This is a genomic window from Terriglobus roseus, from assembly GCF_900105625.1.
Lineage (GTDB): Bacteria > Acidobacteriota > Terriglobia > Terriglobales > Acidobacteriaceae > Terriglobus > Terriglobus roseus_B.
Genome location: NZ_FNSD01000001.1, coordinates 3,865,502 through 3,887,337, shown reverse-complemented (window position 1 = coordinate 3,887,337; position 21,836 = coordinate 3,865,502). Strand labels below are relative to the sequence as shown.

Below are 21,836 nucleotides of genomic sequence, written 5' to 3'. Positions count from 1 at the left end.
CAGCCACCGTCGGCGTCTCGGCGCAACGTCAGACGGCCGAGAAGCCGCCGTCAACGGCGAAATCCATCCCGTTCACGTAGCTCGAATCATCTGAAGCAAGGAAGAGCGCTGCCGCTGCAATCTCCTCAGGACGCCCCATCTTGCCGCGAGGGATCAGAGATTCGAACATCTCCCTCGTTGCTTGGTCGAGACGCTGGGAGTCCGGTGTGTCGACCTGCCCCGGACTCAGCACGTTGACCCGGATCTTTCTGCCCTTCAATTCGTTCAGCCACGTGCGTGCGAAGGAACGTAAGGCCGCCTTGCTTGCCGCGTACACCCCGAAGCCGGGGAACCCCTTCAGCGACGCGACCGATCCCGTCAGGATGATCGATCCTCCGTCATTGAGGAGCGGCAGAGCCTTCTGTGCCGTGAACAGCGTGCCGCGCACAATCAGGCCGAACTCCCGATCGAAATGCTCCTCGGTAACGTCGCCCAGTACAGCGGGTTCGCCCTTACCAGCGCTCGCGAACAGGATGTCGAATTTGCCCTTCTGTTTCTTGACCGTATCGAACAAGCGATCAAGGTCGTCCAGATTCGCAGCGTCACCCTGTACGCCGGTCACATTTCGGCCAATCAGCTTGACGGCCTCATCAAGCGCCTCCTGCCTGCGGCCCGTAAGGAACACATAAGCTCCTTCTTCTACGAAGCGCTTCGCGCTCGCCAGCGCCAAACCGCTCGACCCACCCGTGATGACTGCAACCTTACCTTCCAGCTTTCCCATACTTGCTCCTTTTCGTAGCCGTGTTACATCCACTACACAGGTAGATTCCCCGCGCAGTGGACGAGAACTGCTCGAAAGTCCAAACATTTTGTCTATTCGTCCAAACAGAGAGGCTGAAATGGACCCGATAACAGATGTCTTCCGAACGCTGCATGTAACGGCCTTCGGTCAACACAGGCTCGAAGCCACTGCCCCCTGGGGACTCAAAGGGGGCGGAGCGGAGGACGACGTGAAAGCGCCGAACGCGGGCAAAGAGAATCCACCCACAGATCTGGCGCACTTCGCCATGCTGTCACGCGGCAATTGCTGGCTCAACGTTGAAGGCATCGCGGAGGCGATTCCACTTACCGGGGGTGACTGCATCCTGCTGGATCGTGATGCTTCGATCGTCATGCGCGATAGCCCTCGAACGCACCCGAAGTCGAGCTTCCGTGAGGTCGCGGCCACGGCCAAGAGCAACGTCGCCCACTGTGGAGGTGGCGGCGCCCCGACCACCATCGTCTGTGGGTCTCTTAGTTTTGACCGTGCCAGCCTGAAACCGATCACCCAGTTATTGCCGAGCTTCATCCTGATCAGGGCGGATCAGGCACGCACGTTTGCTCTTCACAACACCATGCAGGCGTTGGCGTCCGAGATGTCCCAGCAGGTTCCGGGGTCTGATATCGTCGCGACTCGACTCGCAGAGGTTCTCTTCATCCAGATCCTTCGGGCGCATATTGCGTCGGAGCCGGGACGCAACCAGGGATGGCTTCGCGCTGTCTTCGATCCTCAGATCGGCACTGCCCTGACCGCCTTTCACGCAAATGTAGGAGCACCCTGGACCGTCGAGTCATTGTCCGAATCGGCGGGCGTGTCTCGTTCCGCGTTCGCAGTGCGCTTCAAAGAATTGCTTCGACAAACACCGCTGGAATATGTAACCGAGTGGCGCATGCAGAAAGCGATGCACTTACTCGAACAGCGTGACAGGAAGCTCGTTGACGTGGCTCGGTCCGTCGGCTACGAATCAGATGCTGCGTTCAGTAAAGCGTTCAAGCGGGTGGTTGGAGCGAATCCTGGGGAATATCTCAAACGCGGATTACAGAACTACGATCAGTCCCGATGAACGCCGTTTCGCCGGAAATCATCAGGATGCGCTGGTCAGCTTAGCCGACGCAGAGGCGAGCGGCTCCCCTCCTGCGCTGTCGTTTCAATCGGAGACACAAGGAACGCGACTGACAGCCAGCGGAAAACAACGATGAGGCATGCCACGTGATTCACGGTCACGAATGCCTCAATGTCATTCGCTGTTCGCGTGGGAATGACCTTCCCCGTTAGGACTGGCAGCGGAAGATGTGAGGTGGACAGCATCCGGTTTCGAACTAATGTTTGTCATTGCGTGGTCTGTAGAACGTTCCGGCAGAGCTAAATGGTTCCGGACTTCGGCGCGTGCGGATGCAAGTTCTTCCTGGAAGACAGGCGAGGCGGCAATCAGACCGAAGAGAGCCGAGGCGATGGTCCGTGACGCATCGACATCGCTAGGATAGTGAACGCCGCACGTGACACGGTTGTGCGTGTATTGATCTAGGCGATGAAGTATCTTGGCCGACCGCTCCGGAACAATTTGGGTAAGCGCCAGCGCCTCCAGCGTTCCAACCATCGCATGTCCACTCGGGAAAGAATTGGACGATGTCTTCTCGCACACGGGATGAACTTGTGCCGATGCGATGAACGGACGTGGACGCCCGAAGCGAAGTTTGAGCGGTCGATTGATCACTGCCGACGCACCTCGCAGGTGCTGCGAGAAAGCAGCCGTGAGCGGCAGCTCGGTCGCATTGAACTTTGCGCCTAACACCGGTGCAAAGATGAAGATGTCTTCTTCTTTATCGTCCGCTTGTGCCTGCTGAATCTCCGCGGTTGTTCGATTGCGCTGTGCCAGCAAGACCTCGCGCATATCCTGCCGATCAAGCTTCGAACCAGCTGCTGGAGGAGCCGGAGTCGCCGCGACGAAATCGATGGTACGCGCGTTAAACCAGGGACTGGTTCGCTCGACCGGCGCAGGCGAAATTTGTTGCGCGCCGGCAGCGGCCATCACAAAAAAGAAGAAGAGATTCAATCGCAAGGTTCAACCACTCCTGAGAAGGTAAGGTGACAGGCCTGCAACGAACGATCCGGCCCTTTGGCAACGAAAGCTACTCGCGGCGTGTAAGACCAAGCTGGAAGGAAAGCGTGACACTCCGGCCGGGAAGCAGTGTGAGCGTGTCTCCAGCGGCGGGCGTAAAGGTCGTTCCAGCATTCGCTGCGGTCAGACCGGTGATGCCTTGAGCATTGAAAAGATTGTTCAGGCTCAATCGCAACTTGGAAGCTCCAAAGTGCGGAATCTGATGCACGTTGTAATTCATGAACAGATTGGAGGTAGTGAATGCATCGACCGGGATCACTTGATTCGCCGTGATGCTTGTCGGTGCCGAGGTCGTCCCATCGGTATATTTCAACGCGACTGTTGCCTTGTTGTCGTTCCACATGGGACCAATGCGCTTGGTAAACCAACCGAAGTCGACGTTATGTGCGTTATAGGTAAGCCCCCAGGTCTCGGTATTCCCGGGCGTACTAGCGACAGCATTTCCGTTGTTTGGGTTGATGTAATACTTGTTACCCGAGGTCGTACCCGTAAGGATGGTCTGGCTGGTGTAACGTGCCGAACCAACGGTTCCGTTAAGGTAGAGCAGCAGCCCATGCGTGAGCGACACATTCGCTTCGCCCTCGAAACCCTTCGTCGTGGAGTTACCCGAGCTCTGATATTCGTTCGCGCCCGCGGCATTCGGGTCGGGAGATGCTGTGTAACCGTTACCAAACAGGACATAGTAGAAGTCGCCGTCAAGCGTAAGGCGGCGGAGCTTCAAGACTGAGCCTGCCTGATACGTAAAGGCCTTGGTCTGTTTCGGCAGCACGGTGACAGGGTTCACCAGTACACCACCAACAACATTTGGAACATCGAAAACGCTTGATGGGGGAATGAGGCTCCCTGTTCCAAATTGCGCGTAAGCCGACCAATTCTCGCGGAAGCGATAGTTCACGTCTGCTGACGGCAGCACGGTATTGAATGTTGCATAGTGATAGACGGCAGCCTGCCCTGCTGGGAGTGTGCCAACGGCACCGCCGTTGTCGGACAACTGCTTGAGGTCAAACGTGTAGCGCGAAAACTTTGCGCCGCCTGTGACCGTGAGTTTTAGCGTGGGATGCCACTCGTATTCCGCAAACGGCTGGTAGCTGTTGGTGATGAAGAATTCGTTGAAGTTCGGCACGACGGTATCGGCCTTCGTGACGGGGTTTTGTGGAATCTGGTGACGGGACGTCGTAGCCCACTCGTACCAGAGACCGGTCCGGAAGATGCCATACTTCGACACCTGGCTTACGGTTGTTATGTCGCCGTACTTGCGGTAACTATTGAGCTTGTCCGTGCCGCAGTTCTGACTGCCCACGGGCAGGCAGTTTGCTGCAGAGATCACACCAGTCTTTGGTGTCGAGGCATAATTCTGTTGGTTGTAATAGCTGTACGTGTATTGCTTGGTATCAAGGTGCCAGCCCTTACCAAGTGGCATCACAAAGCCGACATACTCAAAATCAGAAGGAATGTGGTAATAGTTGTACGCGGAATAGTCAGCGCGTGTGGGATCGGTGTTTTGCAGCAGGTAGTTATATTGCGCCTGGTACTGCGCACGTGTGGGCCCTTTGATATTCGGCGTGTTGGTGTCGAGCATACCGACGCCGCTGTATCCGGTCAGAATCTTCTCATCATTGAAACGGTATTCCACCTTTACGTCGCCGGCAGAACGCATCTGCCCATTGAAGGTTTGAAATCCGTCTGACGTGAGATGGTTGAAGTCCGCCAGAAAGTGCGTCTTCTTATTCGCGCCCAGTGGGCCCGAGTTAACTTGGAAGTCCGAGAGGATCGTGTTCCACGTTCCGTAGCTAACCGATCCTATGATGTCCGGGTTCTGGCGCAAAGTCTTCGAGAGCATGTTGATCGAGCCGCCGAAGGGTGTCGGACCAACAGTCGACGCAGTACCCGGCGACCGATCAAAGTCGATGCTGCCGATGAAGGGCGCGGGGAAAAACGCCCAAGAGTGATGCGTGGGCGAATTCGTGTCCTCGTACGGAATTCCATCGAAGGTGATGTCGTAATTTCCGTCGGAGAATCCGCGGAAGAAACTCTTGGAGTCGCCAAGACCGCTGCCGTTCGAGTTCACGGAGAATGTTCCCGGGGCGAAGAAAATCATCTCCGTGTTATCGGCAGCCGGTGAGGTGTAGTTCTCAATGAAGTGGGACGTAATTTCGGTGCGCGCAGAACGAGCATCGAGGCGGGCATCCATGGGCGCCTGCTGTGCCGCAATGGAATTGGAGGCGTCGGCCTGCACTTCGACCATCTGTTCCAGATTCCCAATGCGCAGGGTCACGTTCATCGTCGTAACCTTGCCAGCATCAACCGTAACGCTCGCCTCGTGTGTGGTCGCAAAGCCCGGCGCGTCCGCGTCGAGAATATAGGTACCTACCGGTACATTGCTGATTAAGAAGCGTCCAGCTTCGTCGGAAACGGTGCTGCGAGTGATCTTATTGTCAGGCGAGTGGACCGCGATCTTCGCATGTGTGACGAATTCGCCCTTACTATCCACGACAGTGCCAGTGACGGACGTGCCTGATTGGGCCGACAGCGGAGCTACGGAGAGAATGCTGGCGGCGGAAATCACAGCGAAATAAAAGCGTGCACGAAGCATACTTAGGTCTTCCTCGAAGGAGTGATTCGATGACCTTAGTTCGCCTCTATGCTCGGATTGTGAAGTGAGCGTTTCGGCTCAATGAACATTCACTTAAGCTCACCTGAAGATGCGCCTGACTCTTACGCCATCGGCCTTACTCCCAACCCCTCGCGTCAAACTCGAGCTTAATGCGAGCGTGGTTCAACTTGGCGATCACAACATGCCAATGCACTTATCGAGACCGGTCGTACATACGCTTGGTAAGTATTGAAAGCGCCCTTCACATGAGGAACCTGCCTGGCTCCGGCCGATCCCAATTGCCTGAAGAGTTCAGGGCCGTGACGGTTCGCTATGAAGGGTGACAAACATCTCTGATCTGATCTTCCAGCCGCTTACGGTTCGCCGCCACATCGCGGCATAGGTGCCGGTATACGCGAGGGAACCAGAAGGGAGCGTCGCGATCCAACTGCCATGTTCGGATGCAAGCGTGTAGTCGTCTGCCACGGTGATGACCTCGGGCGTGCGCACGTACGTCATGCTTTGCTTCGGATGGTCAAAGCCTTCTTCAAACAACCGGAGATATTCGGCGCGCGACCGGACGAAGGTGCCGTCACCAATGATTCCGAGGTAGTCCTCTCCAAGTGAGTCTCCAACGCCGACCAGATTCCGTCGTGCAATCGCGCGATTGGAACCCTCTCGGGCACGACGGATTTCCGCTTTCTGCGCCTCTTCGTTCAAGCCAGTCTCGTGCATTTTCCTCATCCTAACTTTGTTCTTCGGGAGCAGTATCGCCATCAGCTGCGACGTGCAGATTCCGGGCGTGCGTTATGCCGATCGCAAAGTTGCAAAGGCTCTCACCGGGAATGTTCCCATGCCCTTCACCTTCACCGGCACGGCGGTGAAGCTGAAGCCGCTCGCTGGGAGTCGCTCAAGCTGGCACATGTGTTCCACGATCGGGATCTCAGCCCCCAGCAGGATGGTATGGACAGGGCGCGCGCCATCGGTGGTGTCGTCGATGTTGTAGGAGTCGATCCCGACGAGCGCTGCCCCCTCAGCGCGTAGATATTCGGCCGCATCGCGTGTGAGGAAGCTGTGTCCTTCGAAGTACTGTTCCGTGGCCCAATGACGGGACCAGCCGGTTTCCACAAGAACCGCCTTACCGCGCACATCCAGTGGGAGAAAGACTTCGCGGCTCACGGCCCGTCGCGCCTGTCCCGTCACCCGCGCCACTACGGCATCCAGACCGACCAGCGAAGCCAACTCCAGCTCAGAAAGATCCTTCCCATGCTCGAAGCGATGGAACGGGCTGTCGAGGTAGGTGCCGGTATTCGCCACCATATCGATTCGACCAATCTGGAACCTGGTGTCTGCATCGTAGATCTTCCGCGAGTCTTCGCGGCTTAGAAAGTCACAGATGATTGGCGCCGGAAATCCCTTCAACGTCACAAGGCCCTCATACACCGTGTGACTCAGATCCACATACAAGGGTCCAACCGAGCCATTCGCATCAGCGACTGGTCGAGACCCGCGCTTGTGGCGCTCCTGAATAATCTGCTTGTTCAGGATGCGGACTTCGCCCACCATCAACAGGCGCAGATCGCGCACGACTGCATCGCCCAAGTCCCGGTCGTCGATCTCTTCGCTGTCGACGTCCAGGCGAAAACCCTGGCCCTGTACGCCGCCACCATTCAGGAAGTCGATCTCGAAATCGAAGACCACACGTTTGTCCATTGACTGCCCGAGCATTGCTATTCCCTTTTGCAACTAGGATGGTGACCGCTATGTAGAGATCAATCCTTACACGCGAGAACCGGCAACGCGGCCCGGTTCCGTCTGTTCTGAGTACGATTGCAAAGATCAATCGACTGCATGAACGCAAGAAGGCCGTCGCCCCACGAGGAGCGACGGCCTTCTTGCGTGAGTAGTTCTCTGCTTACAGGCTGGCGATTGACATGGGAGCAGCATCGCCGCCCTTGGTCATGATCTCTGCCAGGCCGTGCAGGCGTTTCGCGTCGGCTGGTGTCTTTGCGGTTGTGGCCGCCTTCTCCAGTTCCGGTGCCATGGACTTCAGCTTGGCTGCATCCTTCTTCGAGGTAGCTGCCTTTTCGATGGCGCTGCGTAGGGACGCGATTTTGGCTGCGGGCAGACTATCGCCGCGTCCCAGTTGATCCAGATAGGCCTTCGCCGTGATGAAGGTTGCAGGCCACACGATCTGTGGCTGGTTCTGCACATTCAGCTCCGTGAATTTGATCTGGTTGGCTGCGTCGATCTCGTTCTGCGTCATGAACTCGGTCGGCACGAGCTTCATCACATCCAGGCCTCGCGCGATCTCCGAGCCGTAGATGTAGCCGTTGTACCAGTACGTCGACCACTGGCCGCCCATGGCAAACTTGTTGCCGTTGATGGGTCCGCGGTCGTAGTAGCCGATCTCCACGGGATGCGCAGGATCGGTCCAGTCCACAATCGAGATGCCGCCCTGGTACCAGCTCTGCACGTGCAACGCACGGCCGGGGACCGGAATCTCCGACCCGTTATGCGCCACGCAGTTTTCCTGCTCCGTCTGCGCCGCCGGCATCTTGTAGTACGACTGCAGGGTCATCTTGTTGTTGCCGTCCAGCTTGAAGATGGCATCCGCACCCCAGTTCATGGGATCGGTCGCACGGCAGCGCGGCTGACCGCCTCCGCCCCACTCGTCGCTGAAGAGAATAGCTTTACCGTCGTTGCTGAAGTTCGCCGAATGCCAGAACGCATAGTTCGGATCGCTGACAGCGTCCAGCCGCTTCGGGTTCACCGGGTCACTGATGTCGAGCAGAATGCCGTTGCCGGAGCAGGCGCCCGCCGCCAGGTGATAGGCGGAGTACACCGTGATGTCATGGCAGCCACGCGTTGCGCTGGTGGTCTGTGTGCCGTCGCCATGCTTGCCACCCTTCCACAAGCCATTCATGTCGCCGGTTTCGGGATCGGTAAAGATGCGTGGGCTGCTGACGATCTTCGCCAGCTCAGGATGCGCCAGCGGCACCTTGATCACCACGATGGTGAACAGCGCCGTATCCGGGTTCACGGTCGGGTCTGCGCCGCTGCAGCCAGGCAGTTCCTTTTCGTCCCGCACTCCGGCCGAGCCGGAGATGTAGACGTAGATATTGTCCTTATCCTTCGGATCGACCAGCAAAGTATGGGTATGCGACCCACGGCAGGTCTGCACGTCGGCAATCTGGCGAGGCTTGGTCACGTCGGTAATGTCGAAGATGCGGATGCCACGCACGCGGTCCTTTTCCGCCGGTGCAGGAGGAGGCGTGGGACGCGCCGCCGGTGGAGCACCTTCCGCACGGGGCGGGGGTGGAGGAGCTGCGGCGGCAGCAGCCGCAGCAGCAGCAGCCGCTGCTTCCATCGAAGCGAAGCCCTGCACGCCGCAATCCACGCGGCCGTTCGCTGCTTCAACGCTCATGAACATCAGGTGGCCGTAGACAGAAACATCACCCTGACCGCCGGGACACACCATGCTGGTCACCAGCTTGGTCTTGGCCGGATCGCTGGCGTCATAGGTGTTGACACCGTAGTAGTTGCCCACAAAGACGTACTTGCCCTGAAACGCCAGGTCAGAGTTGGTGGTGCCATACGGGGCCGGCACCGGAGCAACGCGCGGCTGGCCGGGCTTGGGTGGCGTCGGAGCCGGAGCTGCCTCCCACGCGGCAATCTTCGACTCGTCCGGCGCGAAACCCGCCGGCTTGGCGATGGTTGTGATCATCTCCAACCCCTTCGCCGCAACACCCGCGTTGTACAGGCCCGCCTTCAGACCGATGCGTGGATCGTCCACGGCGCGCGGGTTCACAAAGACGGTGGAGGTCGGCGCCACTGTCGACGGTTTGTCATGATCCATCTGCGCGTGGGACGGAAGGCCTGCGAGCACCGCAGCAGCCGCTGCGAAGACGCGAAGCGTGGAAAGACGATCAAACCGGTTCATGGATTTACCTTTCGGAGAATGCCCTTCATGATGTCGATTTCCGCAAGCTGCGTGTTATCCACGTCATTTGCAAAGTCGAAGAGTTGAGGGTCCTGGCCTGCGCCGGGACTGGCGAAAAGCTGCTTCACCATCAGTAGCGCGCCGCTATGGTGCTGGATCATCCCTGTGAGAAAGAGTCTGTCGAACGTCTCTCCATTCGACTGCCGCAGCGTCACCATCTGTCGTGGTGTCAACATGCCGGGCATCATGGCCACATCCATCGGATCAGGTCCGGACGCTGCCGCCTTGGTTGTGGGAGCCATGCCAGCCATGTTCGAGTGGTCCATGCCGGCCATGCTGCCGTGATCCATACCCGCCATCTGGGAATGATCCATGCCAGCCATCGGCGAATGATCCATGCCGGGCATGGAGTCCATCGTCTCCGGCGCGATGCCGCGCTCGGACAGCCACTGTTTCATCCAGCGGATCTCATCGCTCTGCGAGACATCGATCTTGCGCCCCAGTTCCTTCACTTCCGGATTGCTGGTGCGTGTCTTCAGCAGCTCGGTCATCTCCACAGCCTGGCCATGGTGCATGATCATGTCCTGCATAAAGCGGACATCCGCCTCCGACGGCGGACGCGCGACGGAAACGGCAGTCATCTCAGTGAGGGTCTTGCTGGGCTGCCCTGGAGCGCCCGGTTGCACAATCACTGGCGCCTGCTGCGCGCAGGCAAAGGACGCAGCGAAGCAGAGCGCTGCGATATGTCGACAGAACAACCGGGACGTCATGACGATCTCCGTGAAGACGTGGGGGCTTTGATAAGTAGCGGTGATCCAGTATCGGGTACATCTGCACTTCCAGCAACAGTTACTTCACATTCGAAACTCGCCGCCCGGGCGCCCGAGCCGCACCATGAAGCCACGTGCAACGTGCGGGCATCGAAGACTTGTACCACTGCAGGAGAAACCCATGCCCGTCATCCGAACTTGTCCGCACTGCCAGACAAAAAATCGCATTCCCGCAAAGCACCTCGCCGACACCGGCCGTTGCGGTGCCTGCAAGAAGGACCTGCCGCCACAGGCCGAGCCAGTCGCGGCAGACGTCGCGTTCTTTGACGAGGCCATCCAGAACTCCTCGGTGCCCGTGCTCGTCGACTTCTGGGCAAGCTGGTGCGGCCCCTGCCGCATGGCCGCACCCGAAGTCGCCAAGACCGCCGCAGAGATGGCCGGTCGCGCCCTCGTACTGAAAGTCGACACCGAGGCGCACCCGCAACTCTCCGCCCGCTATAACGTGCGCGGCATCCCCAACTTCGCAGTCTTCGCCGGGGGCAAACTCGTGCGCCAACAGGCAGGGCTGGTCGACCACACCACCATGAACGAGTGGCTCCGCACCGCGCAGTAACCGTGGCTTCGATAGAAGGCTGCAAAGCGGGCGCCCCATTCATGCGCGCACCATGCGCATGAATAAGATTTGTCTGAAGGCGCGACCCTTTCCCGGCTCCTGAACACTACGAGCGATGCTCCCTGCGCCAGGCTTCCGGTGACTGGCCGATGCGCTGGCGGAAGGTCCGCACAAAGTTCGCAGGATATTGAAAGCCCGTGAGAGCGCTGACATTTTGGACCGGCAAGGTTGTACTCATCAGCAGGCTCCTGGCCCGCTGCAACCGCTGTTGCAGCAGGTACTGATACGGCGTTGCGCCGGTCGAGCTTCGGAACTCATGCGCAAAGTGCGAAGCGCTTAATCCCATCGCGGTCGCGATCTCTTCCAGGCCGATATCTTCCGCAAGATTGTCCGAGATGTACTCCATCGCCTGCTTCAGGCGTGGCAGGCTCAGTCCACCTTTTGGCACGGGCAGAGCCATCGGCTGTGTGGCATGGTTGCGGATCAGGTTGGTCTGCAGGCCAAGGGCGAGCAGATCGGCATACAGGCTCCCAAGCGGCCAGCTCTCCTGCGCTTCCCTGCCCATCTCCGCAAGTAACAGCCGCAGCGAGGCGCTGTGCAGCGACCATCCGCCGACGATCTCCAGGGCATGTTGTGCTCCGAGCTGGATAGCGATCTCTTCCATCGCATCGTTCTGGATCGAGAGAATCAGCCGCTCGGAACAGCCCTGCCATCGGAGACGGTCCCGTGTTCCGGGTGGAATGACGATCAGCGACCCGGGCTCGGTGCGCTCGACGGCATTCTTACCATCCTGCCACCACTCAAAATCTCGCGTGCCGGTGAGTTGCAGGTGGAGACACAACGTAGGGTGCTCATGCTCTGGAATTTCGCCGGCCTGAACGACGTGCCGCTCCAGGACGACACCCTTCCACGGCTGCCGTCGCGGCGCATCGCGATCCTCCTGCGAGCCGAGCAGAGGAACAAGGGTGGCGTTACGAAGCACTGTGACGCGCTGCGAAGATCCCTCATCGTCCGTGTCTTTCTTCACCATCGGAAGAACGTTTTTCGCAGCATTTGCATATCAGCCCAACCTCGTGACGGCTCAAATGAAGAGGTACAGGAGGCACCACATCATGAGAAGCCTAACCGATATCGTGAGCGAGAGTTTCATCTGGAGCGTAGGCATCACACGGCCAAAGGCAGGCCAGGAACGCCGCGCCGCCTATTACATCTCCGGCACACTGGCGACCATTCTGCTTGGTATCGCAGGGCTCTTCGCATTCGTAGTCAGTCGCTTTTAGGGCGTTTCCGTCCGGCATCCGCAGCCGGTCAGCCCGCTCGTCTCACTGGCCCCTGTGTGCCATGGCCGAAGCAAACCAGATTGCGGTGGCGATCAAGGCTCCGCACAGCATGCCCAGCGCAGCCGCCAGCCACACGCGACGGTCGTTGCCCGCATCTCCGACGACCGCAATCGTTCCAGTTCCGGGCGACTCCCGCGTGATCATTGCGCGAGTGGAAGGCGCCACGATGCTTTGCGGCGGCGTGGCGATCGATGGAGCCGAATCTTCATTCCGCCGGTCACCGGTCGGCGCCGGCGCAAACAACGGCACGTATCCGCCACGCGGAATGGTCATACGCAGCGGTTCATCCCGACCATCCTGCAAGAAGTAGTCGTCCAGCCGCTTGCGGAGGGTCCGCGCGTAACTCCGCACAATATTGTCTTCGCCCGGGTTGTAGCCCAGGGGCCGATTAAAGATCAGCATGCCGATCCGCTGCTCGGTGATCTCCTCTTTCCGGCCACGCAGAGACATCTCGCAGATATGCAGCAAAAAGCGTGGCAAGAGCTCAGATTTCGCCATGCCCTTGCTCGTGGCGATGCGGCACGCCAGCTTCCACTCCTCGCGCGCGAAGAGCTCCACTTCGGGATTGTTCTCCAGGCGGGCGGCGCGCCAGCTCTCGCACTCGTCTGCCGTTACGGAGTGTTCGGGGGCATCGCGCGACACTGCGTCTTGCTCAAGAGTTCGCATAAGCAAAACCCTAGGCCAGTCTCGTGAATTTTGTGTAAAGTGGGTGCGCTTTCTTTTCACGCAAGCTGTTGAAACGAAAACATCTGTCCAGGGGTGTACACCCTGTAACCGGCAATGGCCGGTTACAGCTATCCCCTTACATGCCTTGCCCTGCCCGGCCATCATGTTTACACCGGGCAACTGAAAGTCCTTTGCGCTGCGCTCCGTTGCAGCGTCGTAGCCCGGACCGTGCGCAGCCATGCTGCCTCTTTGGAGAAACTAGTGAGACGCCACCCAGCACTACTCGCAATTCCCTTTGTTCTGTCGTTAAGTCCGTTGAGCATGCGTGCTCAGTTCGATACCGCCTCAGTGCTCGGATACGTCCGTGACGCCTCGGGAGCGGCAATCCCAAGTGCAAACGTAACCCTGACCAACGTCGAGACCGGCGTGACTCAGCAGATGGCCGCCGACAAGGACGGCAAGTTCGAGTTCTCGAGCATCCGTATCGGCGACTACCGGATCACTGCCGAATCTGCCGGCTTCTCCAAGTCCGACAGTGGCGTCTTCTCACTCTCCGTAAATGCCCGCCAGCGCGTCGACCTGGGCCTGAAGAACGGATCGGCGAACGACACCGTCACCGTGACCAGCGCAGCCTCCCTGCTGGAGACTGAGAACAGCTCGCACAGCCAGCTCATCGGCACCCGCGAAGTCGAGAACCTGCCGCTCAACGGCCGTTCGTATGCCGACCTGACGCTGCTCTCCACCGGCGTACGCAAGTCCGCCCTGGAAAACACCACGACCAGCAGCCGTGAAGGCGCATTCAATGTCAACGGTATCCGTTCGGCCTTCAACAACTTCATGCTGGACGGTCTTGACAACAACAACTACGGCACATCGAACCAGGGCTTCGCCAACGAGAACATTCCGCCCTCGCCCGATGCGATCGACGAATTCCGTGTTGAGACGAACAACTACTCCGCAGAGTTCGGCCGTAACGTCGGCGCTGTGATCAACGCAGCAGTCCGTCGCGGTACGAACCAGTTCCACGGCCGCGCCTGGGATTACGTCCGCAACACCGTGTTCAACGCGACCGGTCCCTTCCTTGCGCCCGGCGCAACCAAGCCCAAGTTCATCCGGAACCAGTTCGGCGGCACCATCGGCGGGCCCATCTGGAAGGACCACACCTTCTTCTTCGGTGATTACGAAGCCGTTCGCCAGATCTTCAACAACGCATCGACGCCATCGACGATCCTGACGGCAAACCAGCGGAATGGTCTGTTCTACCTGAACGACGACCCTTCGAACCCTGCCAACGCCATCCCGCTGCGCGATCCCATCTCGGGCCGGACGTTCCTCGGCAGCATTCCGCAGGCACAGTGGACTACCTTTGCTCGTAATGTTGTCACGGCGCTCCCCTCCCCGAATGCTGCTGGCCTGTCCAACAATTTCGTCATCTCGCCCCGCGGCATCATCAATGACGACAAGGGCGATTTCCGCCTGGACCATACCTTCAACCAGAAACTCTCCATCTTCGCCCGGTATAGCCAGCATCGCGGATACATCTTTGACCCGCCGGGCATCACCGGCCTCGCCGGTGGCAACAGCAACGGCAACGTCACCATCCGCAACAAGAACATCGCGGGCGGCGTTACGTATGCCATCACGCCCAATCAATTGTTCGATGCCCGCTTCGGCTGGTCGCGCAACGTGGGCCAGAAGTTCCCGGTCAACGTAGGTCAGACTTCCATCCTGACGCAGAGCGGTATCACCGACGGCCTCCCGACCGATCCGCGCATCGTCCGTTCGCTGAATGCGCAGGCTGTCACCGGCTACACGCAGTTCGGTGCGCAGTCGTCGAATCCGCAGTTCCAAAACCCCATGATCTTCAACCCGAAGGTGAACTACACCATCCTGAAGGGTAAGCACAGCGTCAAGCTCGGTTATGAGTTCCAGGAAGTCCACACGGAACTGAATGACTTCAACCCGAGCTATGGCCAGGACAACTACGCGGGTACTTACTCGGCCAACGGCAGTCCGGCGAACACCACGGTTGCCGCAGGCGCACCCACCTTGGCCGCTCAGCTGCAGCAGGCACGGAACATGGCGGACTTCCTCTTCGGCAACCGCTCGTCGTACTCGCTGACCACGTACGCGATCGTGAACCTGCGCCAACGCTACAACTTCATGTACGTGCAGGATGACATCAAGGTCACCCCTTCGCTTACGATCAACGCCGGTCTGCGTTATGAGATCGTGACTCCGCAGTGGGAGCGCGATAACAAGCTGGCGAACTTTGACCCCACCACCAAGACGCTGGTCCAGGCCTCGAACGGCAGCACCTATAACAAGGCGCTGGTGAACACGAAGCACAACAACGTCGGTCCCCGCCTCGGCTTCGCGTACCAGATGACGCCGAAGACGGTCATGCGCGGCGGCTACGGTATCGGTTACACCCAGTGGAACCGCGCCGGTGGTGAGAACAACCTCACCTATAACGGTCCGAACGTCGTGAACGCAGCCATCACTCAATCCTCGAACCCTACGGCGGCATTGCTTTGCGCCAATGACACACAGCTGCAGTCGGCCTGCTTCCGCCAGACCCAGCAGGGTTACAGCAACGTATTGACCTCAGCGGCTTACTTCAACCCCGCGAACGTCACCTCGCGTTACCTCCCGAAGGATCCGAAGACCGGCTATCTCCAGAGCTACTTCCTCGGCGTCCAGCAGGACCTGGGCCACGGCTGGCTCTTCGATGCGAGCTACATCGGCAACAAGGGAACGCACTACCAGATCCTTGCCGATTACAACCAGGGCGCACCCGCTCCCGTTACCGCTACTTGCAATGCATCAACAACGACTGGCTGCCCGTCGCTGGCTTCCCGTCGCCCGGTTGCCGGTTTCGGCGATATCGAAATCGCCTTCGGTGGCGGTTCGACCAACTACAACTCGCTCCAGGTAAAGGTTGAGAAGCGCACGGCCATGGGCCTGTACCTGCTCAACTCCTTCACCTACAGCCGCGACTTCGATCTTTCCGGTGGTCACCTTGAGACCGCGAACGGCGATAACAGCCGAGTCGATTACGCAAACCCGGGTGCGAGCTACGGTCCTTCGGGCTACGACCAGCCGCTGGCCGACACGCTTGCCGTCGTCTATGACCTGCCCTATGGTCACGGTCGTCGCTTCGGCTCCAACAGCAACAACTTCCTGAACGAGGTTGTTGGTGGATGGCAGCTTACGCTGATCAACACCATGACCAGCGGCTCCCCCATCAACATCAATTACTCGCTGTCGAGCTCCTCGGGCCTGTACGGCACGGATCTCGTCACGTACCGCCCCAACCGCAACGTGGGTGTGCCGATTTACGGCAGCACGCGCACCAAGACGGCGACCTCGGTCAACGGCATCCTCAACTCTGCAGCCTTCAGCCTTCCTCTAACGACCCCGAACGGCACAGCATCGCGTAACCTCGGTCGCTCGGATGCCTTCTACCAGGCCGATCTTGGCCTGCACAAGGCATTCGGTCTCTGGAGCGAGCAGTCGAAGTTTGACTTCCGCGCAGAGGCCTTCAACGTCCTCAACAAGGTGAACTACGGCGCAGCCAACAGCACGTATGGCGGCAGCAGCTTCGGTCAGATCACAACTGCCGCTCCCGCGCGTCAGCTGCAGCTTGCCGGCAAGATCATCTTCTAAATGATCCTCACTCGTCGCAACTTCAACGCACTTGGTGTAACGGCCGCGGGGGCAGCAATGCTGCCCTCGTGGCTGCCAGCCACCGCCGCCGCTGCACCATCCACCGCAGCGACAGACAAACCCTTCCACTTCGCCGTCGTCTCCGACACGCATGTCATCGACAAGTTCTACAAGCCCGGGTCCGAGAACGGAGTCGAAGACAACGAAAGCATCCTGAAGGCAAACGATCGCCTTGCCGCTGCCCGTGACACCATCAACGGCATCCGCTTCAAAGATGGCAGCAAAGTCGACAGCATCTTCATGCCGGGCGACATCTTCCACAACTATCCGTCCGCCGATTACGACTTCTACTTCAAGAACGAAACCCGCATCGACATCGCAAAGAAGATCATCGACGGCTTCCACGCGCCGGTGCATCTCGGCTTCGGCAACCACGATTACGACGAGCACGCAAAGCCCGGCGTCTCCATCGATATGTCGAATCGCCTGTTCAAGGAAAAGCTCAAGTCCGATCCCTACTCGGCAGTCGACTACAACGGCTTCCGGTTCGTCATCCTCAACAACTTCCTGGGTAAGACCTGGGAGCCGGGTGGCGATAAGCGCCTTGGCTCACTGGGCGAGGAACAGCTGCAGTGGGCTGAGGCACAGTTCGCCGCACGCAAGCCCACGGTGGTCTTCATTCACTACCCGCTGTGGCTCGTGGCGCCGACTGAGGTTAAAGACTTCGGCCTGCACCCGCTGCTACTGAAGTACAAAGACACCATCCAGATCGTCATCGCTGGCCATTGGCACAAGTGGATCGACTTCGCTCACACCTACGGCCCGCAACACACCGTCACCGCCGCGACGCGCTACGACCCGAACGCCTTCATGATCTTCCGTGCCGATGCAAAGCAGGGCAAGATCGAATGGATCGATGAGCGTCGCGTGGAGTGGTCCACACACTTCGCGAGACCCTACAGCGCCACGTAGAGCTGAAGCACAACACGACAAAAATGGAAGGCCCACGAGATTCGTGGGCCTTTCCTTTGATGGGCGCAGGCTTCAGCATGTGCAGTAACGAAGCGGCGGAGGAGCAACACATGCGCGACAATAAGAGACATGCCGACCACCAGTGAAGCCCTGATCACCCTCGAAGACATCCACGCCGCGCGCGAGCGTATCGCCGGAACCGCGGTTGTGACCGGCCTTTATAAGCTGGACACGCAGCGCATGATTGCGGCGGGATTCAACGTTCCCACCACCGCCGAGATCTGGCTGAAGGCTGAGAACGAGCAGCCCATCGGCAGCTTCAAGCTGCGCGGCGCATACAACAAGATCGCATCGCTTTCGCCGGACGAGCTGGAGCGCGGTGTCATCACCTATTCCAGCGGCAATCACGCGCAAGGCGTTGCCTTCGCCGGACGTGCGCTGGGCGCCAAAGCTGTCATCGTCATGCCGGAATCCGCTCCACGCATCAAGCGTGAAGCGACCATCGCGCTCGGCGGTGACGTTGTGCTCGTCGGTCCCGCGTCGCTCGAACGCAAGCAGAAGGCTGAGGAACTGGTAGCCGAACACGGCTATGTCATGGTCCCTCCCTACGACGATGACTTCATCATCGCGGGCCAGGCCACGTGCGGCCTCGAGATCACGGAGCAGGCGCCCGATGCTGACCTCGTCCTCTCACCCGTCAGCGGTGGAGGTCTCCTCAGCGGTGTCGCAGCCGCGGTGAAACTCTCCGGCGCAAAGGCACAGGTCTGGGGTTGCGAGCCCGAACTCGCGGCTGACGCGCAGGAAAGCTTTCGCACCAGGACCCTCGTCGAATGGAAGGGTACCCAGACGACACGCACTATCGCCGACGGCCTGCGCACGCAAAGCCTGGGCGAGCGCAACTTCCATCACATTCTGAAGTTCGTCGACGGCATCATTACTGTGACTGAGGAAGAGATCCTCGAAGCCACGCGGGTTCTGCTGCTCGCAACCGACATTGTGCCGGAACCAAGCGGCGCCGTTACACTGGCCGCTGCACTCTTCCATGCGGATAAGCTTCCCACCACCAAAAAGGTCGTCGTTGTCGTCAGCGGCGGCAACATCGACCCCACCTTGCGCGAAGAACTCCTGACCGCCGAAGCATAGACACCAATGGCTTTGTCATCCTGAGCGCAGGGCAATGCCTGTAGCTGCCCTTCGCTCAGGAAGACAGTATGTGGGAGGCAAGCGAACCGGCGGCGTGACACCACGCCTCAAACCACCGTCTAATGTCCGTATGCGCAAGCTCGCCTCTATCTTCCTCCTGACACTCCCACTTATCGCTCAAAAGCGGCCTGCACCGCCGCCGGACGCGCAGCGTGCCACCGTGGTGAAAGTTGCCGACGTCTACGTCGCACCCGACGCACAGTCGCAACGAGTCTCCGTTGTCACGCCTGGCCATGAAGTGCTCATCGTCGAGCGCAGTGGACCGTGGGTGAAGGTCTTCGCAAATACCGACATCGAAGAGGAAAAAGCGGAAGAGGAACCGGAGTTCACGGTTGACCCCGCCGTTCTGCCGCGCTCCGGCTGGATCCGCGACAAAGGAATCGTCGGTCCCACGACACCCAACGGCGACAAGCTCATCTACGGCGAAGCGGCCAGCATGGAAGCCGCAGCGGGCGAACCGCACGCACCGAAATCCGCCGCGGGCGCCGCGCATCTGCTCTACCGCCGCGTTGCCGAGTACTTCCCCTCCTCTTCACTCGCCGGGGAGGCGCAATGGCGCGCAGCAGACATCCGCTGGCAGGAAGAGAAGTTCGACGCATCGACGCTTCCCTCTGCAAAAGACATGGACGCAAATATGCGCCCGGCGCTCTACCAGAAGGATCTGCAGAAGATTGTGAAGACCGGCGAGGGTAAATACCCCGCACTTGCCGCCTATGACCTGCTTGACAGCAAGCTGTGCGGCGACTGGCAGGGACTACCCAAGTGTCCCGAGATGGAGAGCAATCTCTATCAAAAGTATGCAGACACCTTCCCCGACGGCCCGAAGACGGCCCAGGCACTGTGGCAGGCGGTCTATCGCCAGGGAGTGCTGGTGACCATGTACACCACAGAGGAGAATAAGAAGCGCGCCGATGCCGCTTCGCAGCGCGCACACGTCCTGCGCGACACCATGGTGCAGCATTTCCCCGCAAGCGACTACACAGCCCGCGCCGTCAGTCTGGTATACAGGGTGGAGCAGGGCATCGCGATCTACGGCAGTGATCGCGACTAGCTCGCAACCTCTTAATACAGATTTCATTGAAAGCCCGGTGAAGCCGCTTTGAACGACTACATCCTGTCCGTCATCCTTGGCATTGTGGAAGGCCTGACGGAGTTTTTACCTGTCAGCTCCACAGCCCACCTTCGCCTCAGCGAAGCTCTGCTGCATATCTCGCTCACTGACCCGTTCTGGAAGATGTACACCATCGTCATCCAGCTCGGCGCCATCCTCGCGCTGCTTCTCTTCTTCGCCATCCGCATCATCGGCTACCTGCGCACCTTTCCGCACGGTGAGCGCGGGAACAAGACGTGGCTGACCCACCCGGTGTCGCTTACGCTCATCGCCTTCGTCTGCACGGCCATCCCGGCCAAGCTGCTGACCAAAAAGATCGGCGAGAACCTTGAGAACCTGACCGTAATCGCTCTCGCGTTGCTGATCGGTGGCATTGTCATGTGGGTGGTCGACGCATGGGCCAGCCGCAGCGAGGCACGCGTTACACACGTAGAACAGATGGGCGTTGGCGAGGCGATCTGGATCGGTATCTGCCAGGTCCTCAGCGCGGTTATTCCCGGCACGTCACGCTCCATGACCACCATCGCAGCCGGACAGATCGCCGGCATGGACCGATCTTCCGCGCTGGAGTTTTCGTTCCTCGTCTCGATCCCGACGATGATCGCCGCGACCGGCTATTCGCTCCTGAAGGCGATCCACCCCAGCGCAAAGGACCTCGCAGCACAAGGCGCCGAAGCCCTCACACCGCTCGTCATGGGCCCGGAGCGCTGGATAGTCCTCATCATCGGTATGGCCGTCTCGTTCATCGTGGCGTACATGGTCGTGGCATGGTTCCTGGGCTGGGTGCGCAAGCGTGGTTTCACCATCTTCGCCATCTACCGCATCGTCCTCGGCGCAGGCCTGCTGGTCTACCTCCACCTGCATCCCGCAGCCATCAAGTAACGGACAGAAACACAGGCCCCCGTCTCAGACTGAGACGGGGTTTCTGCTTTGCGGCGGAGTCGCAGTGCGCAAAGGATGGCTGGCCTATCCCCGTGGCCGAATCGGCCGTGTGTAGACGTAAGCCCAGGCAATCAGGACAAACTGCAGCAGGATCCGCACATAGAGCGCCCAGACCGGAATCTGTGCAAACCGGTCCGCGTGCATCAGCATGTACAGGTGCACATCGAAGTAGATCACCAGCATCGCAATGATGCCCCACGCAGAAAACCGCCGAGTCACCGGCATGAGCAGCCCGATCCCGCCAAGGATCTCCGCCGCGCCACTCAACTGCACCAGCAACAACGGGTTGCTGTAATGCGGCGGCATGATTGCAACGTACGTTCCGCTGTGCCAGAAATGATTGATACCCGCCGCGACGTAAACCAGCGACTGCACGATAAGGCCAAGGGTTCGTAGCGGTTGTCTCATCCCTCTTCAGATGCAAAGAAAAAGGCCCCGCCGAGGCGGGGCCTTTCTTACATCCTGGACTACTTGCGCGAGTCACGAGCAGCCTTTACGTAATCGTGGCTGGTCTGCACGTGTGCGGCCTGGGTGCTCAGCAACTGGTGAACCGGCAGCGGCAGGTTGTGCTTCAGTGCATCTGCATAGGCCTTCTTGGCGACATCCTCGCCCTGTTCTGCCGTCTCCAGCAGCGTGTGGTCATCGCCGCCCAGCTTGGCCTTCAAGTCGCCCCACGTGCGATGCAGAGCGCCGGCAACCGAGCCCGTCTCTTTGTACGCGTCGTGAACGCCTTCCTTGATCAAAACGTCCTCGAGTTCGCCCTTGAAGCTGGCGCGCTTGAGGCTCTCTGCGAGGAAGTAGCGCTTCAGGGTTTCGTCCTTCAGCTTTTCGCCGATGTCCTTGAAGCCTTCCTGGCTATCGATCAGGGACGTGATCACGTCCTTCAAAACACTCTCGGTATCCTTCAGCAGCTCTGCCATGTTGTTCCTTTCGGATAGGGCGGTGAAGCCCTTTGGTGCAAAATCCACGGGCGAATCGCCCGGAAACTTGGTAATGCGTATCAGGGCGGTGTCCCCCGGCTGCAGTGCGATTCTCCTTCGCCGGAGGCAAGGGGAGGAAATCGCGAAAACCCCCTCCACCGCCCTTTACCGCTTGG

Annotated in this window: 19 protein-coding genes; 8 read left to right on the top strand and 11 right to left on the bottom strand. The window is 59.3% G+C overall.

Translation table 11 applies throughout. The features are described 5' to 3' along the window. Positions 1-28: 28 nt before the first annotated feature. Entirely contained in the window at positions 29-760 is a 732-nt protein-coding gene (locus BLW03_RS16235) for an SDR family NAD(P)-dependent oxidoreductase (RefSeq protein WP_074655094.1), read from the bottom strand. 118 nt (positions 761-878) lie between these two features. Between BLW03_RS16235 and BLW03_RS16230 the strand changes: the two genes are divergently transcribed. Then, complete coding sequence (locus tag BLW03_RS16230; protein ID WP_074655093.1) at positions 879-1,862, top strand: AraC family transcriptional regulator; 984 nt, start codon at positions 879-881, stop codon at positions 1,860-1,862. Between the two features lie 174 nt (positions 1,863-2,036). Here BLW03_RS16230 and BLW03_RS16225 read toward each other — a convergent pair whose 3' ends face one another. From BLW03_RS16225 to BLW03_RS16200, 6 genes are all read right to left on the bottom strand, one after another. Beyond that, positions 2,037-2,858 carry a phosphatase PAP2 family protein gene (locus tag BLW03_RS16225; RefSeq protein WP_139285228.1) on the bottom strand — a complete coding sequence of 274 codons (822 nt, stop codon included), beginning with the start codon at positions 2,856-2,858 and terminating at the stop codon, positions 2,037-2,039. 70 nt (positions 2,859-2,928) lie between these two features. After that, positions 2,929-5,511: a TonB-dependent receptor gene (locus tag BLW03_RS16220; protein WP_074655091.1), complete on the bottom strand. Its 2,583-nt coding sequence runs from the start codon at positions 5,509-5,511 to the stop codon at positions 2,929-2,931. Positions 5,512-5,823: 312 nt separating this feature from the next. Continuing rightward, a complete protein-coding gene (locus BLW03_RS16215; protein WP_074655090.1) occupies positions 5,824-6,246 on the bottom strand; it encodes a nuclear transport factor 2 family protein in 423 nt (140 codons plus the stop codon). A gap of 72 nt (positions 6,247-6,318) precedes the next feature. Beyond that, the gene (locus BLW03_RS16210; protein ID WP_212733218.1) at positions 6,319-7,239 is read right to left on the bottom strand and encodes a cyclase family protein; all 921 of its coding nucleotides are present in this window, start codon (positions 7,237-7,239) and stop codon (positions 6,319-6,321) included. A 187-nt stretch (positions 7,240-7,426) separates the two neighbouring features. Further along, a complete protein-coding gene (locus BLW03_RS16205) occupies positions 7,427-9,454 on the bottom strand; it encodes an LVIVD repeat-containing protein (protein ID WP_074655088.1) in 2,028 nt (675 codons plus the stop codon). Then, positions 9,451-10,224 (bottom strand): DUF305 domain-containing protein, encoded by a 774-nt coding sequence (locus BLW03_RS16200; RefSeq protein ID WP_074655087.1) that lies wholly within the window; start codon positions 10,222-10,224, stop codon positions 9,451-9,453. The genes BLW03_RS16205 and BLW03_RS16200 overlap by 4 nt, the downstream gene beginning before the upstream one ends. A gap of 181 nt (positions 10,225-10,405) precedes the next feature. Between BLW03_RS16200 and BLW03_RS16195 the strand changes: the two genes are divergently transcribed. Then, positions 10,406-10,837: a thioredoxin domain-containing protein gene (locus BLW03_RS16195; RefSeq protein WP_074655086.1), complete on the top strand. Its 432-nt coding sequence runs from the start codon at positions 10,406-10,408 to the stop codon at positions 10,835-10,837. A 106-nt stretch (positions 10,838-10,943) separates the two neighbouring features. Here the strand turns inward: BLW03_RS16195 and BLW03_RS16190 are convergent, their stop codons facing one another. After that, entirely contained in the window at positions 10,944-11,867 is a 924-nt protein-coding gene (locus tag BLW03_RS16190; protein WP_074655085.1) for a helix-turn-helix domain-containing protein, read from the bottom strand. Positions 11,868-11,949: 82 nt separating this feature from the next. On the opposite strand from BLW03_RS16190, the gene BLW03_RS20685 reads away from it, so the two are divergent. Continuing rightward, complete coding sequence (locus tag BLW03_RS20685; protein ID WP_170835059.1) at positions 11,950-12,117, top strand: hypothetical protein; 168 nt, start codon at positions 11,950-11,952, stop codon at positions 12,115-12,117. Positions 12,118-12,159: 42 nt separating this feature from the next. Here BLW03_RS20685 and BLW03_RS20905 read toward each other — a convergent pair whose 3' ends face one another. Then, positions 12,160-12,843 carry a hypothetical protein gene (locus BLW03_RS20905; protein ID WP_212733217.1) on the bottom strand — a complete coding sequence of 228 codons (684 nt, stop codon included), beginning with the start codon at positions 12,841-12,843 and terminating at the stop codon, positions 12,160-12,162. Between the two features lie 261 nt (positions 12,844-13,104). On the opposite strand from BLW03_RS20905, the gene BLW03_RS16180 reads away from it, so the two are divergent. The 5 genes from BLW03_RS16180 to BLW03_RS16160 all read left to right on the top strand — a co-directional run bounded on the left by BLW03_RS16180 (position 13,105) and on the right by BLW03_RS16160 (position 20,680). After that, positions 13,105-16,512 (top strand): TonB-dependent receptor, encoded by a 3,408-nt coding sequence (locus BLW03_RS16180; protein ID WP_074655083.1) that lies wholly within the window; start codon positions 13,105-13,107, stop codon positions 16,510-16,512. Beyond that, a complete protein-coding gene (locus BLW03_RS16175) occupies positions 16,513-17,484 on the top strand; it encodes a metallophosphoesterase family protein (protein WP_244502120.1) in 972 nt (323 codons plus the stop codon). Positions 17,485-17,613: 129 nt separating this feature from the next. Continuing rightward, positions 17,614-18,627, top strand: coding sequence for a threonine ammonia-lyase (locus tag BLW03_RS16170; protein WP_074655082.1), 1,014 nt, complete (start codon positions 17,614-17,616; stop codon positions 18,625-18,627). Between the two features lie 130 nt (positions 18,628-18,757). Beyond that, positions 18,758-19,738: an SH3 domain-containing protein gene (locus BLW03_RS16165; protein ID WP_074656075.1), complete on the top strand. Its 981-nt coding sequence runs from the start codon at positions 18,758-18,760 to the stop codon at positions 19,736-19,738. A gap of 48 nt (positions 19,739-19,786) precedes the next feature. Further along, positions 19,787-20,680 (top strand): undecaprenyl-diphosphate phosphatase, encoded by an 894-nt coding sequence (locus tag BLW03_RS16160; RefSeq protein WP_074655081.1) that lies wholly within the window; start codon positions 19,787-19,789, stop codon positions 20,678-20,680. An 84-nt stretch (positions 20,681-20,764) separates the two neighbouring features. On the opposite strand, the gene BLW03_RS16155 is transcribed toward BLW03_RS16160, so the two are convergent. Then, a complete protein-coding gene (locus BLW03_RS16155) occupies positions 20,765-21,148 on the bottom strand; it encodes a DoxX family protein (protein WP_074655080.1) in 384 nt (127 codons plus the stop codon). A 59-nt stretch (positions 21,149-21,207) separates the two neighbouring features. After that, positions 21,208-21,660, bottom strand: coding sequence for a PA2169 family four-helix-bundle protein (locus BLW03_RS16150; RefSeq protein WP_074655079.1), 453 nt, complete (start codon positions 21,658-21,660; stop codon positions 21,208-21,210). Positions 21,661-21,836 lie beyond the last annotated feature (176 nt).

What these genes read in the sequence shown, in the direction of transcription:
- BLW03_RS16155 (WP_074655080.1), bottom strand. Translation starts at nt 21,148, where the DNA reads ATGAGACAACCGCTACGAACCCTTGGCCTTATCGTGCAGTCGCTGGTT.
- BLW03_RS16165 (WP_074656075.1), top strand. Translation starts at nt 18,758, where the DNA reads ATGCGCAAGCTCGCCTCTATCTTCCTCCTGACACTCCCACTTATCGCT.
- BLW03_RS16205 (WP_074655088.1), bottom strand. Translation starts at nt 9,454, where the DNA reads ATGAACCGGTTTGATCGTCTTTCCACGCTTCGCGTCTTCGCAGCGGCT.
- BLW03_RS16235 (WP_074655094.1), bottom strand. Translation starts at nt 760, where the DNA reads ATGGGAAAGCTGGAAGGTAAGGTTGCAGTCATCACGGGTGGGTCGAGC.
- BLW03_RS16220 (WP_074655091.1), bottom strand. Translation starts at nt 5,511, where the DNA reads ATGCTTCGTGCACGCTTTTATTTCGCTGTGATTTCCGCCGCCAGCATT.
- BLW03_RS16215 (WP_074655090.1), bottom strand. Translation starts at nt 6,246, where the DNA reads ATGCACGAGACTGGCTTGAACGAAGAGGCGCAGAAAGCGGAAATCCGT.
- BLW03_RS16195 (WP_074655086.1), top strand. Translation starts at nt 10,406, where the DNA reads ATGCCCGTCATCCGAACTTGTCCGCACTGCCAGACAAAAAATCGCATT.
- BLW03_RS16170 (WP_074655082.1), top strand. Translation starts at nt 17,614, where the DNA reads ATGCCGACCACCAGTGAAGCCCTGATCACCCTCGAAGACATCCACGCC.
- BLW03_RS16230 (WP_074655093.1), top strand. Translation starts at nt 879, where the DNA reads ATGGACCCGATAACAGATGTCTTCCGAACGCTGCATGTAACGGCCTTC.
- BLW03_RS20685 (WP_170835059.1), top strand. Translation starts at nt 11,950, where the DNA reads ATGAGAAGCCTAACCGATATCGTGAGCGAGAGTTTCATCTGGAGCGTA.
- BLW03_RS16210 (WP_212733218.1), bottom strand. Translation starts at nt 7,239, where the DNA reads ATGCTCGGGCAGTCAATGGACAAACGTGTGGTCTTCGATTTCGAGATC.
- BLW03_RS20905 (WP_212733217.1), bottom strand. Translation starts at nt 12,843, where the DNA reads ATGCGAACTCTTGAGCAAGACGCAGTGTCGCGCGATGCCCCCGAACAC.
- BLW03_RS16150 (WP_074655079.1), bottom strand. Translation starts at nt 21,660, where the DNA reads ATGGCAGAGCTGCTGAAGGATACCGAGAGTGTTTTGAAGGACGTGATC.
- BLW03_RS16200 (WP_074655087.1), bottom strand. Translation starts at nt 10,224, where the DNA reads ATGACGTCCCGGTTGTTCTGTCGACATATCGCAGCGCTCTGCTTCGCT.
- BLW03_RS16190 (WP_074655085.1), bottom strand. Translation starts at nt 11,867, where the DNA reads ATGGTGAAGAAAGACACGGACGATGAGGGATCTTCGCAGCGCGTCACA.
- BLW03_RS16175 (WP_244502120.1), top strand. Translation starts at nt 16,513, where the DNA reads ATGATCCTCACTCGTCGCAACTTCAACGCACTTGGTGTAACGGCCGCG.